We start from the raw sequence: 16,409 nt of genomic DNA on the forward strand, positions 1-16,409 counted from the left end.
CGAACCTGCCCTTATGCCTGCTGCCAGACCATGGCGCTGGGTTCCAGGACAATGTCTCTGACCTGGCCGTCTGCCTGACGAACGCTGGTCTCCTGGGGCAAGTCGGTGTTGTTGACGACGCAGTAGATGCCCTCCTGCGGGAAGTAGGCCACCTCGCAATGAGGATTGGTGCAGCTCCAGTCCCCGTACCGATCCTGTCGCCCACTGGCGTAGAAGAGGATCCGTTCAAGAAGCCTGGCGTTGACGGCCGAATAGGACAGTCCGGAAAGATAGACCCCACGGCCCATGCCATACTGGTTGACCGCCAGCTGCACCTGACCCTGGTCGGCCCTGAGCAGGGTGACAGCCTCGTTGATGGGGTAGGTGTTCACCACGGGCTCTCCGAAGTCCACCTTGCCGTCCTCGGGCAGATCGGCGGTGATGAAGTGCCTCTCGGTGACCTTCGGGAAGTACTTGTCTACCGAAAGAGTGTGGAAGCGCTCCTGATCAACGCCGAATACGTCGGCCAATTGGAAGAAGCGCCCCTCTCTTTCCAGAGCAGTCGGCTGGCCTATGCCGACCAGGGCCCCTCCCCCGTCGACCCAGGCTCGCAGGGTCTCCAGCAGGGCAGGATTCCTCCAGACCCCGCCACCACTGAAGGCCGTATCAGCCGGACCACCGGCGATGATCACATCCAGGTCATGATCCACGCCGTGGGCCAGAATGTCGTCGAAGCTGATGAAGCGGACGTTCACCCTCATGCCCGACAGTGCCTCCAGAACCCCGTAGTAGGAGTAGGTCTGCTTGTTGGGCAGGGCATGCGCCACCGTGTAGGCCATCCAGGAACGCATGGTGCCCCAGGAATTCAGCACCGCCACATTGAGCTGTCCCTGGGCTGCCCTCCCCTTGGTCCTGTCATGCAGATCGCGGAACTCGTCTGCGATGCGCGCCACGGTCTGAACGAACTTGGGGAACTTGGCCGCCAGGGATGGGTAGCCGCCGTAGCCCATGCGCGATATGGGGCTGCGCAGAATGGCCCTACGGGCCTTGCGCCAATTGTCCAGCCCCTCGATGCTGGGATCGTTGCCCTCATGGAAGGTATCTGGGAAGAAGTATGGCAGAAAACGACCTTCGGTGTAGCGGACCCCGGGAATATCGGAGATCATGCGCAGGGTGGTACCGTCGCCCACGGACCCAACCACAGCATCCAGACCCAGCTTCTCGAAGCCCGGCTTGTAGGGCTCGGTGCCGATCCACTGGTCTCCCAGGAACATCATAGCTTCCTTGCCGGCCTGGTGGGTCATATCGACCATGGTCTTGACATTCTCCCGCACAAAATCCGAGAGGAAATCAATCCAATCGCGCTGTGCCCTGCCAGGAATGCAGAAGGAGGAGTTGTAGCTGCCCTTGTTGATGAAGTCCTCTGGACGCAGACGGTAACCGTACCGAGTCTCGAAGTCATCCAAGGCCTGGGGGGAGACCGTGCAGGCATATCCGAACCAGTCCACCAGCTTCTCCCGGTGGAGCTGGTCGAAGATCAGCGTGAACTGGTAGAAGAAGGTGGTGAACCGGACCACGTCGGTCGCCGGGTTCTCATCCAGCCACTGCCGATAGGCATCCATGACGAACTTTCGGGTGGCAGGATGGTAGATGTCCAGGGGAATCTCGTGTTCCTTGTCGCCCCAGTCGTTGGTCAGGTGGTTGTACATCTCGACCGGATCCCAGATGATGTAGGCCAGGAAGGATGCCGTGTACTCATGCATGGGAGTGGCCCCGGTCACGCGAACCAGGTCCTGATCCGGATCCAGGCTCCACTCCGACTGGTCCAGGACCCGTCCGGCGGTGCGGTCGATGACCTCCCAGTACCGATGGGGGTCGGCATCCCTGTTGGGCCTGAGCTGCTGGTCGAAATAGCGGTCCATCAAGGGAATCTGCACTTGATCTTCGTGGGCCAGTATGCGCTCAGACATCAGGTAGACCTGCGGGGTCTCGTCCATGTGCTTGCTGATCCACTCGTTGTGGGCGCGAGTAGGGAAGTAGGCGCTGTACACCTTCATCCCTAAGTTCAGCAGCTCCTGGTCCAAACGGGTGCCGTCCGAGTTGCGAATGGCATCCGCACCCCAGAGCTTGGCCAGCTCCTTGGTCTTTTCGGCAAAGTTCTCTTCGCCCGGCAGGGTAAAGCGCCCGGTCGTGGTCATTGAATCAAATCTCCTTGGAATATCTCGTAACGGAATGACTGAAAAACTGTGTGCAGCCTTGGACCCTTACTCCTTGACCGAACCGGCGGTCAGTCCAGCCTGCCAGAACCGCTGCAGGCAGAAGAAGAGGATGATCACCGGCAGAACACCCAGCAGCGACCCCATCATCAGCGCCCCTCGATCGGTAAAGACCGGCAGAGAGACCAGACCATAGAGGCCCAGGGTCACCGGGAAGAGGTTCTCGCTGGAGAGCATCATCAGCGGCAGGAGGAAGTTGTTCCAGGTGGCCACGAAGAGGAAGAGGAAGATCGTGACCATGGCGGGCGCAAGAATCCTCAACACGATCGTGAAGAAGATCCTGGCTTCACCGGCACCGTCGATCCTGGCCGCCTCCAGAAGCTCGGTAGGTACCGAACTTTGGGCATATACCCTTCCCAGGAAGAAACCGAAGGGCGAGACCGAGCAGGGGATGATCACTGCCAGCATGGTGTTGCTCAGATGCAGGGCATTGAAGATGGAGTACTGGGGGATGGTCATCAGTGCCGAGGGCATCAGCAGGGCAGACATGGCGATAGTCATGACGACACCCCTGCCCCGGAACTGGAACTTGGCTGTGCCATACCCGGCCATGACCGAAACCACCGTGCCGATCAGGGCGGATACCCCTGAGTAAATCAAGGAATTAAAGACCCAATGCCAGAACTGTGAGTGTGTCCAGCCCAGGAGGATCGAGTAGTTGGTGGCCACCGCCTGGGGAATCTTCTTCAGGTCGACAGCAAACCAGAGGCCGTTGCTGCTGACCAGCTGGGAGGGCGACTTGGTAGAGGCGATGATGGCCCAGTAGATGGGAAAGAGGAAGTAGATCAGGGCGAAAACCAGGACCACGATGGTGGTGATCTTGACCACCTTGGTGGGCCTCATGGAGCGGGGCAGTTCATCGGCCTTCTGCTTGAGGAGCTTCTCCTGCTTTTTTGCGAGGCGTGCGGGGTTGGCCGAGGTCATGATTCGTTCACCTTCCTCTCGATGTATGCGTAGAGGGCGGCAAGGACCCCGGCAATCAGTGCCATGACGATTGCGATGGCGGAAGCCGGACCGTCACCCTTAGGGGTGAGGATGCCTCGTGACGTGTTCATGGCCATCATCATAGGGGTGTAGGAGTTCGATATGCCCTTGTCGACGGTCTGCATGACCTGGGGCTCGTTGAAGAGCTGGATGCTGCCGATGATGGACAGGAGCATAGCTAGGAGGGCCGCCCCCCTGACGTTGGGGAGCTTGATCCTCATGGCGATCTGGAAGCCGTTGGCTCCGTCGATTCGTGCAGCCTCATAGAGATCACGAGGGATGGCCTGGAGAGCCGCCAGGAAGATCAGCATGTTGTAGCCCGTGAAGGTCCAGGTGGTGATGTTGGCCATGGAGGCAATCAGAGCGTTGGGCGCGAAGAAGTTGACATGGATTCCTATGGCTGCCAGGCCCTTGACGATGGGCGAGAACTGGTCGTTGTAAAGGAATACCCAGATGATGGCCGCGATCGCGCCCGGGATGGCATAGGGCAGGAAGTAGCCCAGCCGATAGGGGGTGACATGCTTGACGATGAAGGAATCCAGAAGCATGGCCAGGGACAGGGCGGCGATGATCATGACCGGGACCTGGATGACCGTGTAGATCAGGACCCTGCCGATGCCGGTCCAGAAGGCTGCGGAGGTGACTGTAAATCGGAAGTTCTCCAACCCGACGAACTTATTGATCATCTCGCCCCCGCCGTAGGCGCCGCCGCCCGAGGCCACCTGCTGGAAGAAGCTCATATAGACGGCATAGGCAATGGGGATGATGAAGACGATCGCAAAGAGGATGCAGAAAGGCATCATGAATGCCCAACCCGTCCGTTCGTTGCGTTTGACGATCTCGGATCTCCCCTTCTTCTGAGCCCCTGCCTCAGCTGCTGTTCGATGGCTCATGTGAATAACCCATCCTCTCGGAACCTATAAGGCGAGCGACCTTCCAGCAGGCGGGGAACACGGGCCACAGACCTGGGTTCCCCAACCTGGTGAGATTGTCAGGGAAGGTCTCCCTGCTGTATCCGCCGAAGAGCGGTTACCGATCAATCCTTGGCGATCGGAAGGCCATAATCCTTCAGTGTGGCAAGGGATGTCTTCTGTGCTGCATCGAAGGCATCGGAGACCTTAGCTTGACCCTTGCCGGCCTTGTCGGCAGCCTCGCCGACGGCGCTGCTCACCGCGGAGAATCCGGGCATGTAGTTGAAGGAGCCCATGTTGGCGTTGGCCTTGGCAAACTCCGCCATCACGTCCTGCCCGCCGAAGAACTCGGTCCAGGACTGGGGGGTCTTGGCTTTCTCGGTGGAGGCCGCGACAATCAGACCCTGAGAGGTCAGATCAGGCACCTGGGTGTTGAACCAATCCAGGAACTCCATGGCCTCTGCCTTGTGCTTGGTGCCCTTGATGGCTGCAACGCCCGAACCGCCGTTGGGTCCGGTCTTCTCGCCGTTCTTGAACCAGTCACCGATCTGGGTGACCCTCCACTGGCCCTTGCCGGCATCACCGATCCAGTCCATCATGATCGGGGCATTCCAGGCGGCGTCGATGGATCCGATAATGGAGCCGTCATGGAAGGCGCCAGCGAAGGAGGGGTCGGTGCTGGGGGTCAGGTTCATCGCCTTGGCATCGAGCAGCTGCTGGTAGAAGTCGGCTGTGGCCTTGGAGCCGGGCGTATCAACGTTGACGACCCACTTGCCGTCCTTGATTTTGTACCAGGGAGATGACGCACCGGAAAGGGCGGAGAAGGCCATGCCTGCACCATCGGGCTGGTAGGTCATGATGTACTTGCCCTGAGCCGCTGCCTTCTTGGCCGATTCGATGAATTCCTCGGCCGTGGTGGGAACCTTAATGCCCAGCTTGTCGAATTCCGTCTTGTTGTAGTAGTAGACCATGGGGCCGGTATCCTGGGGCAGACCGAAGACCTTGCCGTCCACGCTCATGAGCTTGCTGGGACCCTCTGCGAAGTCTTTGGAGTACTTGCCTGCCTCTGCAGTGACATCCTCGACGATGCCCTTGGTATAGACCTCGGGCAGCTCAGCGTAACCTACCTGGGCCAGATCGGGAGCATTACCGGCCTTGACGTCGGTCTCCAGCTTCTTGATCAGGTCGCCGGGGCTGCCGTTGAACTTGGTGGCCTTGACCTGGATGTTCGGGTGATCCTTGTTCCACCTGGCCACGGTGTCCTTGACCATGGTCATGCCCTGCTTGTCGGGAAGACGGTGCAGGTATGTCAGTTCGACCTTGCCACCCGACTTGGTGTCACCGCCCTTGCTGGCACCGGATCCGCCGGAGGAACCGCACCCGGCCAATGCCATGCTTAAGGCCGCCACTGCAGCCATGGCCGCCATTATGCGTTTGCTGCTGGTTCTCATCTTGATTCACCCCTTCATAAAAAACAACATTGTCTTAACCTCGAAGTGCACATTCAGTATAGCAGTACTTATTTGCGAGGACAGTTTATTAATTCAATTACAGGAAATGTAGATTTAGCAAAGCGGTGCTAAACCACGGGATTTTCATTTGATTATCTTCATTCACAATTGATATCAACCTGTTTGATCAAACGAACTCTAGGCTGGTGTAGCGCTTTGCGGTAGCAGCGCTTTCGACGACTTCGCCCTATGCCCTATAAGGCAAGCGCTCCTACCTTGTCTGAGAATCCCTCTATGCTTACCCGTAATTGCAAAGCCACTGAAGAGGTCGCCGAACCTATCAGTAACCGGGATCAGACAGTGCGGTGTCGCGCATTCCCGGCGAAAGGAGGTCCGGCCGAAACGGTTCGGATCCGCCCATCCGACCCGTTGGGCCCGGGTCGAACAGGTCCGGGACTGTCGCAACCCCATGTTGCGGAGCGCTATGTGCAGTGTCACAGACAGGCAACCCGCCTGGATTCCGCCTGAGCGGAACTGGCCGGAACCGTCGTCATAGGGCTCTCAGGTCAGTCCAAGGAAAAGAGCAGTTATGGCGACCAGGCAGGGCGGAAAGGACAGCCCCTCCGCTTCCACCGACCGGGTTCAACGCAACCTTAAAACCCGACACGTCACCATGATCGCCCTGGGCGGCTGCATCGGCACCGGCCTGTTCATGACCTCCGGCTCCACCATCGCCAAGGCCGGACCAGGAGGCGCGCTGGTGGCCTACGCGGCCATGGGCCTCATGGTCTATTTCCTGATGACCAGCCTGGGCGAGCTGGCCACCCACCTGCCCACCTCCGGCTCCTTTGCCGCATACAACGCCCGCTATGTGGATCCGGCCCTGGGATTCGCCATGGGCTGGAACTACTGGCTGAACTGGGCCATCACCGTGGCTGTGGACATCTCCACCGCCGCCCTGCTGATCCAGTACTGGCTGCCCAACACCCCAGGATGGGTCTGGAGCCTGCTGGTCCTAGTAGTCATCTTCCTGATCAACGCCCTGACCGTGTCGGCCTTCGGCGAGGCCGAGTTCTGGCTGGCTCTGATCAAGGTGGTAACGGTGATCGTCTTCCTGGTCATCGGTCTGGCCATGATCTGCGGCATCATGTTCCGCCCAGCCGTGGGCCTGGGCAATTTCACCTACAAGGACGCCCCCTTCGTGGGAGGATTCCCCGCCATCCTCAACGTCTTTCTGATTGCAGGCTTCTCCTTCCAGGGCACTGAGCTGATCGGGGTCACGGCCGGCGAGTCCGAAAACCCTGGCAAGGCGGTTCCCAAGGCCATCAACGACGTCTTCTGGCGGATCCTGCTCTTCTACGTGCTGTCCATCTTCGTCATCGCCGCCCTGATCCCCTACACCAGCCCCAATCTGCTGAGCTCCGCCGAGGGGGACATCGCCATGTCACCCTTCACCATGGTCTTCCAGCGGGCGGGCCTGGCCTCGGCAGCCAGCGTCATGAACGCCATCATCCTGACCTCGGTCCTCTCGTCCGCCAATTCGGGTGTCTACGCCTCCACCCGGATGCTCTACGCCCTTGCCAAGGACCATTACGCCCCCGCCTTCTTCGGGCACACCACCCGTCACGGCATACCCATGGCCTCGCTGATCGCCACTCTCGTGGTCTCCCTGGCCACCTTTGCCGCCAGCATCTTCGGCCAGCGGATGTACATGTGGCTGGTGGCCGCCTCGGGGCTGACCGGATTCATCGTCTGGGTCGGCATCGCCCTGAGCCATTACCGCTTCCGTCGCGCCTGGGTGGTCCAAGGCCACCGGGTTGAGGAGTTGCGCTACCATGCCAAGCTCTTCCCCCTGGGGCCCATCCTGGCCCTGATCCTGTGCGTCATCGTCATCGGCGGGCAGAACATCGAGGCCTTCGTCAACTGGAACTGGCAGGAGATCGGCATCACCTACATCAGCGTGCCCCTGGTGCTTGCCCTCTACCTGGGTTACAAGATCCGGTACCATACCCGGATCGTGCCCCTGAAGGAGATGGATTTGAGCGGGGATCCGGAATCGCTATGACAGATCTGTCAACTACCATGACACATTGTGACCACGGGAGCCGAAAGGCCATACCAATGGCATAGACTCCCTAAGCGTTCGAGGACCGGCTCAAGGACCCGGCCATATGAATCCATTCCGGCATCCAGCCGGCATATCAGGAATCGCAATTTCAGTACGACCCCGGACTCCCCGGTGCGTCGCCCAGCCAAAAGGAGGAGGATCATGACGCAGAACACCAGCAATGCAGCGTCGAACACCAATCAATCCGACCGGGCCGGGCAAGAGCATCATGGCTACGGCAGCGTCAAGCGCAACCTCAAGACCCGCCACATCTCCATGATCGCCCTGGGCGGCTGCATCGGCACCGGCCTGTTCATGACCTCCGGCTCCACCATCTCTACAGCCGGCCCCGGCGGCGGACTTCTGGCCTACATAGCCATGGGCGTCATGGTCTACTTCCTGATGACCAGCCTGGGCGAGCTGGCCACCCACCTTCCAGTGTCGGGATCCTTCGCCGCCTACAGCGCCCGCTATGTGGATCCGGCCCTGGGATTCGCCATGGGCTGGGACTACTGGCTGAACTGGACCATCTCGGGTGCCGTGGACATCTCCACCGCGGCCCTGCTGATCCAGTACTGGCTGCCCAACACCCCAGGATGGGTCTGGAGTCTGCTGGTCCTGGTCATCGTCTTCCTGATCAACGCCCTGACAGTCTCCGCATTCGGGGAAACCGAATTCTGGCTCTCACTGATCAAGGTGGCCACCATCATCGTCTTCCTGGTCATCGGCATGGCCATGATCTGCGGCATCATGTTCCAGCCGGCGGTCGGCCTGAAGAACTTCACCTACAAGGACGCCCCCTTCGTTGGAGGATTCCCGGCCATCATGAGCGTCTTCCTGATCGCCGGCTATTCCTTCCAGGGCACCGAGGTAGTGGGCGTGACTGCCGGTGAATCCGAAAACCCCGGCAAGGCGGTCCCCAAGGCCATCAACGACGTCTTCTGGCGGATCCTGCTCTTCTATGTGCTGTCCATCTTCGTCATCGCCGCCCTGATCCCCTACACCAGCCCCAACCTCCTGGGAGCCTCCGACGGGAACATCGCCATGTCGCCATTCACCCTGGTCTTCCAGCGGGCCGGCCTGGCCTCGGCAGCCAGCGTCATGAATGCTGTGGTGCTGACATCCATCCTCTCGGCCGTCAACACCGGGGCCTACGCCTCCAGCCGCATGCTCTACGGACTGGCCAAGGATCACTATGCTCCGGCCATCTTCGCCAAGACCACCAAGAGGGGCATCCCCCTGGCAGCTCTGATGGCCACGGTATGCATGTCTCTGGCCACCTTCGCCTCCAGCATCTTCGGCCAGTCCTTCTACATGTGGCTGGTGACCGCCACCGGACTGACCGGATTCATCGCCTGGATCGGCATCGCCCTGAGCCACTTCCGCTTCCGGAGAGCCTTCAAGCTCCAGGGGCACGACCTGAGCGAGCTCAAGTACCACTCCAAGCTTTACCCGTTCGGCCCGGTCCTGGCCATGGTGCTCTGCGTCATCGTCATCGCCGGACAGGACATCCCCTCCCTGCTCAACCTGAACTGGTCGCACATGGCCATGACCTACTTCAGCGTGGTACTGGTCCTGGTCCTCTACCTGGGCTTCAAGTTCGTCAACCACACCAAGATCGTGCGCCTCAAGGACATGGACGTGTCCGGCGCCGAATCCGCCCGCTGAAGCAGCAGGACACGGCGGACACCTTGTAAAAGTGCCCCGCAGATGATCTGTTCCATCTGCGGGGTACCATCGGGCCAAGCTCAAGCCTAGGTCAACGACGATGACATCGACCTTCTGACCGGAATGGCCACCATCAAGGCCAGCGAGACCATGAGCAAAGCCGCCAAACTTACTGCAGCGACATCCGCCCCGGTGGAGGACAAACCACCGCCCCCGACCGATGCATCACGGACAGGGTCGTGACGACCATGCCCGCTGGCGCCGGCAGAGATCAGACTGGTACCTTGTCCTATACTGCCGTCCTGCGTCCCGTTTCCGCCCGGTCTGCTGAGGGGAACCAGGGCCTTGACAGCCTCCTGAAGACCCTTCAGCGCCTCATTAACAGCAGCCTGGTCGGCATCGGGATCGTCATAGACAGCCTGTGCCCGCATTCGAGCCGCAGTGAAAGCCATCCAGGAACCGGACTCATATTTGCCTTGATCCAAACCATCGGCCTTCTTCAAGGCAGCAGAAAGACCGGATTTGTCGACCTTGGCTATGGAATCAACCACCTTGACCCGGACTTTCACATCAGGGTGGGCGAGTTCTTCATCCGCATCCATGTCCAGCACAGGCAGACCATCCGCTGCCCAATGTACTCGGCGCACGAAAGTATCCCGCCCGGAATAGTTGCGGTAGCCATCCGTCTTGTTGGCGTATGCGTGGAAGACGTAGATCTGATTGCCGTCCTCGTCCTCGCTCCACATGCCATGGCCCGTGCCCAGCTGCCATTTTCCGTTGAAAATGCCTGAATTCTGGATGGGATAGTTAAGGTTGCTCCAACTGGCTGGATTGGTCAGATCGGTATTGCCTGATCCGTCGGCCACGGCCATGCCCGTGGTGTAGGTCTTGCCGACCGAGGAACCGGAGTACATCAGATAGAGCTTGCCCTGGTGCAGGGTTACATTAGGCCCCTCGGCGATTGTGGCGTTCCAGGCGTAATCTGGGGCGACAATCCTCACCGGGTCGGCGGTGACGTGAGCAGGGTCGGCAGGATTCATCCTGGCCAAATAGGTGGCGCCCAACTGCTGCCAGACATAATAGGATTGTCCCTTCTGATCCTGGAAGTAGCTCATATCCAAGGACATGCCGACACTTCCATCAGCGGCAAGGGCCAAGGGACGCCCGTCGGAACGAGTCACGGCTTGCGGCCGCTCCCAGTTGGAAGCAACGGTCGGGTCGAGGTCATGACCTCCGGCATCCTGCTTGAGCTGCATATAGACGGCCTTGCCATTGGTCCACTGGTTTCCGTATCCCGCCATGAACAGGACTGTCAACCTGCCGTTGATCTCGTGAATCTCGGGCGCCCAGAAGCTGTGCATGATCGGCTGCCCCTCTGCATCAGGATCCCCCGCCTTAAGGATGATGTGTTCCTTGGCGTTGTACCCGTTGGCATCAATCAACCCGGAATCCTGGCCAAGGGTGTCAGCCAGATCGGCGATGGCATCGGCCATCCGCAGGGGCATATGGGGACTGCCATGCTGCCAGGTGCAGTCTCCTTCAATGTCGTTGGTGGCGATCATGAGGTACTTGGTATCCACCCGTTCATGACCGTCCACCTGCCGCTTCCACTGCCACTTATAGATGGAGGGGTCAGCGCGCTCCTCAGCGAAAGGAACTCTGTAGGAGGTCTGGCCAATGGTGCCGGTGACCTCATATTCCCCGACTTTGTTCAAGTCAAGATGCGAGGTATCCCAGTCTTTGATGGGCAGTGAACCTGTGGAACCATCGGAATAGGTCAGTCGAGCGGTTTTCGGCAGCTTCAATCCGTTTGCTGAACTCCCCTTGGTCACGGTGATGTCCTTGAAATCGTTCACGCCGGTGTTGGCCAGACGACCGAATCGGGTTTGCAGGGCCTTGACACGGTCCTGATCAATGACGATGGACGAACCGTGGCGATAGTCATCAATACCCTGAACCTTTGACGCCGGTTGGCTGCCGCCGACTGTGGCGAACCGCCCAACATGAACAGGCCCATGCGCGGAATCCTTGTCCTTGAGCTCAGCGAAACTGGTGTACTTGGGCACTCCGTTGTCGTCATACCACCCGATCATGGTGGTCTTGGACGCCGTATCGTAGACCCCGTAGGGGCTGTTGACCCCGTTGGTTTCGCCCAGGTCAATCAGGCCTGCGGAATTCGGGGACTCCTCATAGGCAAGCAGGTCAGCAGACCGGGCAAAAAGCAGATGACCGGGACTGTCCGGCACATCCGTCCCCCGGTTGGTGCGCACGGAGAGGATACCGTAAGACCCATCCCCCATCATGAAAATCGAGGGATCCTTGAGGCTGCGCGCGTAGTCCCTGGTGTTCTGGTTGACGGGCTGCGAGGCGTAACCCAGTGGGAAGAAGATGCCATAGTTGCCGTTGTAGGGCTGGTACCGCCCCGAAGCTTCGTCCTTGAGGGCCAGATGCATGCTGTGCGCGATATCGCCGTTGTTGGCAGTATCCGCCGAGGTCGCATTACGGTCGTAGGCAAGGAGGGTGCTGGCCTTCGACTTGGGAAGGACTTTCACCTCGAAGTCTTTGACAATAGGTTCAGCAACTCCCGCAGCTGTGATTGTGGCAGTGATCCGTCCAGAGACAGGTTTGTCGCCAGCTATGGAGACCAGTCCCCCGTCTTGGATGGAGATGCCGGAAGCGGCCTTCAGCTGCAGAGTCGTATGATCCGGAGCCACAGGAAGCTTGGTCCCCGAGGCGATCAGGGGCGGGATGACGTAACCGTCAGCCGCCTCCTGCAACCTCTCGGCCTTGGTCTTCGTACTCGGTTTTACGGTGATGCGGTAGCTCTTGCTGCCGGTCAATCCACGCACTGTGGTGGTAGCCGTCATGGTTACCGTTTGATCCTGAGCGCCGGAGGGCGGCTGGTTGACCATACCTGTATCAGTGATGACCGAAGGATCCGATGAGGACCAGGTTACCGTGCCTCCTGCTGTGGGAAGTGCCAGGTAGTCGCCGTCCACGCTCTGGTCATGGAAGCCCAGGGCATCGATGCGTCCGTCCACCAGTTCGCTCCTGTGGATGTTGGCGTCGACAGTGCTGATGCTCTTGACCTTTCCAGCGTCCAGAGCCCTGCCGTAGACGCGGAAGTTGGCCACCTGGCCCTTGAAATTCACATCCTTCCAAGGCGAGTGGCCGATGGTGTTGAGGCTCTGGTCGCCAATGTCGGCAGTCGTGACGGGAACCTTGCCAGAGGCGACCTCCTCGCCATCGACATAGAGCTTGGCCATACCGTCCGACCCGTCCAAGGTGGCCGTCACCGACATCCACTGGTCGGCCCGGACTGCACAAGAACCCGACTGGACCAGATGCTCGGTCCCCTTCGCCTTGATGCCTACCAGGGGCTGGCGTCCGAAGGCGCAATTGAGGGAGCTGAACAGGTATTCCTGGTTGGAGGCGTTGCCGATGTTCCACATGAAGTGGAAGCTCTTCAGCATGTCGGGATCCGCCTTGACCTCCATCTGGACGGTAGCGGAGGACTTGCCGGAAAGCAGATCCGCAGGCAGCCGAACCCAGCTGCCCCCTCCGCTCCAGTCCCCACCGGAAAGAACCAGCGATTGATCCTTCCACAGATCGTCTCCCGGATTCTGCACCTGGGCCTCACCAAAGGCGCTGCCAGAGGCGGTATTGGCGACCGTGTGCCCGTCCGATGGCTTGCTGGCAAAGGAGTACTCGGCCAGCAAATCCTCGGTGGGCAGGGTTTCAACAGCACTTGCTGCTGCAGGGATGAAAGCCAATCCGGCCAAGGCGGTCGGAATCGCCATCATCCAGGCGATCATTCTTCCACATCGTTTCACTTCTGCTCATCTCCGTCCATGGCTGTTGCCGGCCCCTGTCGACGGACGAAGAACCTACAGACGGCAATGAGAACCAGCCCCAGGCTTGCTGCCAGCAGGAGACTTGGAACCTTTGACAGGTCCACACCTGTGGCGGAGAGGGAGGGGCGAGCCTGTGCCTGCGGGTTCGCAGTACCGGATGGATTGCCGGATGATGAATGCCCCGGCTTCTGAGTGTTGTCTTTGTCGGGTGCAGGCTGGGCGCTGCGAATCTGGGTCAGTTTGACCTTGTAGGTCCTTGTGGTGGCCTTATCGGCTGCTGTGACCGTGATCGTCAGCATCCTTTCAGCTGATCCAGAAGAGTCCAAGGTCAAGGCGACAGTAGCCTGATCATCCGTGGCGAGAGCGGCGATGTCAGTCTCAGTCAGTCCATGCAGGTCGGCGAGCGCCAGCGTGGCAGTACCCGCCAAGGCCTGCGCCAGGTCCACTGGTTGGCCGGCCACGGTCAGAGACTTGAGGCTGGCGTCATTGGAGAGGACCTTGACCGTGACCTCCACGGGCATCCGAGAAGCATCTGCAGCGATTCCGCTCACTCGGAAGGTTCCGGGGTGGTTGTAGGAGGACGGATCCACGGCATCCCAAGCCACCTTCACCTGCTCCTTGCTTCCGTCAGCCTTGGTCAGCTCCACCTGGGCAGGAAGATTCGGCGTGGGATCCTGACCGACCTTCGTCTCTACAGACATGGCCGGAACCGAGGCGACCGCCACATGGGGCGCATAGGCCTCCAGGACCTTCTGATACTGAGCCCTGGTCACTGGCAGGACAGTGCCGTGCCGTGGTTTGCCGCCGTCCGTATTGGTCGGGAAGTTGGCCTCGGGCATCTTGTCGCCGATCACCTTCCACTGGTCGGCCTTGGATATATTGTTCGTGGCCATCGGCACATAGTGGTTGGGGCCACCGTGGTAATTGGGCTGATCGGCAAAGAGGTAGTACTGATATCCGTTGACATCCCCATCGTTCGCCCGGAAAAGCGATGGGCCTTCGCCGGCGCTGAAAGTACCGCCGTAGCCGTTGGCCTGCCCGCCGCCGATGCGCTCCCCGACCAGGGACCAGTCGTTGGCATCACCGGATGCGGCAGTCGGATAGGATCCGGCAACCTTGGCCAGAAGGTCCTTGGACTTCTCCTGACGCAGGGTCATGGTCTTCTCGTCCTTGTAGACGCGATAGTAGGTGCCATCCTTCTTCTGCACGGTGGCATCGATGGATCCCGAGCCGGGCTGACCCCTGCGGTCTACATCGATCCAGACCTGGGGCTTGGAGAAGTTGATGAAATCGTCAGTGGTGACATACATCATCCGGTTGTAGGTCAGCGCGGTCCTTTCAGCCGGATCGGTGCCCGGATACAGGTTGGAGGCCCAATAGACCACGTACTTGCCGATCTCGGCATCGTAATAGGCCTCAGGCGCCCAGGTGTTCCCGGCATAGTCGGTGCTCACCTTGACATGCCGCTCCTGGGACCAGTGGGTCAGATCATCCGACTCCCAGATCTCGATGTATTTGGATCCGTTGGCCTGGGCACCCATGAAACCGCTCAGGCTTCCGGGCGCATTGGGACGTCCGGATATCTTCAGATCGGTGGCCAGCATGTAGAACTTGTCACCTTCCTTGGACCTCATGATGAAGGGATCGCGAAGTCCCTGCTCGCCCTTGCTTGAGGTGAAGAGTGGCGAACCGTTGTTCAGCGTGTTCCAGTCCAAGGCATTGTTGCCCTTGGATGCAGCCAGACTGATCTTCTCGCCGCCGACGCCCTCGCCGGTGAAGAATGCCCAGACATAGGCCTGATCCTTGGAGTTGTCGGCAGGCATGGGCTGCACCTTAAGGGTGAACTCCTTGACCAGCCTGCTGTCGCCATGCCTGACCTCCAAGCTCAGGACCACGGTTGCAGCCGGCTTGCCAGCGGCGGGACGGTTGACCTTTACCGTCTTGGAAGAGCCGTTGACGCCATCGACAATGACCGCGCCGGCCGTTCCCGGATCCTTGACGGACCAGGTGAAGGTGGAGCCGTGCTCACCGAGCGTAGGTATGGAGACATTGGTTCGCACATCGTCGGCATTCTCAATGCCCACGGCATCCAGATCAGCCTGCGCCTGCTCCTGATCACTCGGAAGATGGGGAACTAAAACCTGATAGGCCTTGGTGCGAGTGACCCCGTTCAGGCTGAAAGTGGCCGTCAGAGTCACCTGCGCGTCCGGCTGCCCGGAAGCAGGCCTGTTCACGGTGACTGACCCGTCACCAGCTACTGCCAGGGCCGGTGAATCGGATGCCCAGTCCAGATGCACGCCCGAGAGATCCGTGGGAAGGGTGAAGTTCTCACTCGCCTGAGCAGGGACCGCTACCGTCGGCATGATCTTCTCCAAGGCCTGGCTGGTATAGAGCCCCTTGACCGCAGCGGAATCCATGGCCTGATCGTAGATGGCGTAATCATCGACCTCGATCTTGCTCTTGGGATCGGGATAGGAGTATTTGCCCAGGTAGGCGACCAGATCCCCGTAATTGCCGAGACCGCCTTGAGGTATGGAGTAGGTGGAAGAACCCAGCGGAGCGCCATTGAGATAGGAGCTCATCGTTCCTGTGGAGCCGCTGATGACTGTGGTGTACAGGGCCATGTCACCAGTGGATTTAGAGCCGGATGAGGGAGCCCCGGTGGATCCCGGACCCACTTCGGTGCCCCATGGGGACTGGTTGGGCTGATTGGCGGTCGCCGTGGTCATTACCGCCTTGACCCGCCCCGCAGGGTTGGACGAGTTGAGCAGGAAATACCCTTTGGTGGTATCTGCGTTCCCTATGTAGGCCGCTGAAGTGTTCATAGATCCGGAATTATTCTTCAGCCAGATCGAAACAGTAAGGTCCTGCTTATCCTTCAAGGCACCGGTGGGAATGACTACGTCCTGGGTGCCGGTCAGCACGAGGCGACCATCCTTGACGGAAGCATCGCCTTCCAGAGTGGCGTCACTGTGACCGTCAGAGCCCTCGTTGGCTATGGTCCGGCCGCTGGGGGCAACGTCGAAGGAATAATGGATCAGCGGTTTCTCTGCCTCCTCACCCGATGCGACAAGGGGCAGCAACAACCCCGATGCCAGTGTTACACACCCTAGGAGCAGCCCCAGGGCCCTCTTTCCATGTCCGTTCATTAACGGGCCTCTTCCTGTGTAATGCCATCA

Annotated in this window: 8 protein-coding genes and 1 riboswitch; of the genes, 2 read left to right on the top strand and 6 right to left on the bottom strand. The window is 59.7% G+C overall.

Annotated features, from left to right (window positions below; all coding sequences use genetic code 11):
- Positions 1-11 precede the first annotated feature (11 nt).
- The 4 genes from gnpA to J3T92_RS07590 form a co-directional block, all read right to left on the bottom strand.
- Positions 12-2,177, bottom strand: a complete 2,166-nt coding sequence (gene gnpA / locus J3T92_RS07575) for a 1,3-beta-galactosyl-N-acetylhexosamine phosphorylase (RefSeq protein WP_267400849.1) — start codon at positions 2,175-2,177, stop codon at positions 12-14.
- A 66-nt stretch (positions 2,178-2,243) separates the two neighbouring features.
- On the bottom strand, positions 2,244-3,179 hold the full coding sequence (locus tag J3T92_RS07580; protein WP_198199416.1) for a carbohydrate ABC transporter permease: 936 nt from the start codon (positions 3,177-3,179) through the stop codon (positions 2,244-2,246).
- Positions 3,176-4,132 (bottom strand): carbohydrate ABC transporter permease, encoded by a 957-nt coding sequence (locus tag J3T92_RS07585; protein WP_267400851.1) that lies wholly within the window; start codon positions 4,130-4,132, stop codon positions 3,176-3,178. Before J3T92_RS07585 ends, J3T92_RS07580 begins: the two co-directional genes overlap by 4 nt.
- A 143-nt stretch (positions 4,133-4,275) precedes the next feature.
- Positions 4,276-5,601, bottom strand: coding sequence for an ABC transporter substrate-binding protein (locus tag J3T92_RS07590; protein ID WP_267400852.1), 1,326 nt, complete (start codon positions 5,599-5,601; stop codon positions 4,276-4,278).
- A gap of 314 nt (positions 5,602-5,915) precedes the next feature.
- Positions 5,916-6,094, top strand: a riboswitch (Lysine riboswitch).
- Between the two features lie 96 nt (positions 6,095-6,190).
- Between J3T92_RS07590 and J3T92_RS07595 the strand changes: the two genes are divergently transcribed.
- Together J3T92_RS07595 and J3T92_RS07600 are read left to right on the top strand one after the other, a co-directional pair.
- Positions 6,191-7,666: an amino acid permease gene (locus J3T92_RS07595; protein WP_267400853.1), complete on the top strand. Its 1,476-nt coding sequence runs from the start codon at positions 6,191-6,193 to the stop codon at positions 7,664-7,666.
- A 204-nt stretch (positions 7,667-7,870) separates the two neighbouring features.
- Positions 7,871-9,376, top strand: a complete 1,506-nt coding sequence (locus J3T92_RS07600) for an amino acid permease (protein WP_267400854.1) — start codon at positions 7,871-7,873, stop codon at positions 9,374-9,376.
- A gap of 86 nt (positions 9,377-9,462) precedes the next feature.
- On the opposite strand, the gene J3T92_RS07605 is transcribed toward J3T92_RS07600, so the two are convergent.
- Together J3T92_RS07605 and J3T92_RS07610 are read right to left on the bottom strand one after the other, a co-directional pair.
- Entirely contained in the window at positions 9,463-13,179 is a 3,717-nt protein-coding gene (locus J3T92_RS07605) for a family 43 glycosylhydrolase (RefSeq protein WP_267400855.1), read from the bottom strand.
- 26 nt (positions 13,180-13,205) lie between these two features.
- On the bottom strand, positions 13,206-16,379 hold the full coding sequence (locus J3T92_RS07610) for an immunoglobulin-like domain-containing protein (protein WP_267400857.1): 3,174 nt from the start codon (positions 16,377-16,379) through the stop codon (positions 13,206-13,208).
- Positions 16,380-16,409 lie beyond the last annotated feature (30 nt).

The organism is Bifidobacterium sp. B4081 (genome assembly GCF_026537335.1).
In the GTDB taxonomy this organism is placed as follows: Bacteria; Actinomycetota; Actinomycetes; order Actinomycetales; family Bifidobacteriaceae; genus Bombiscardovia.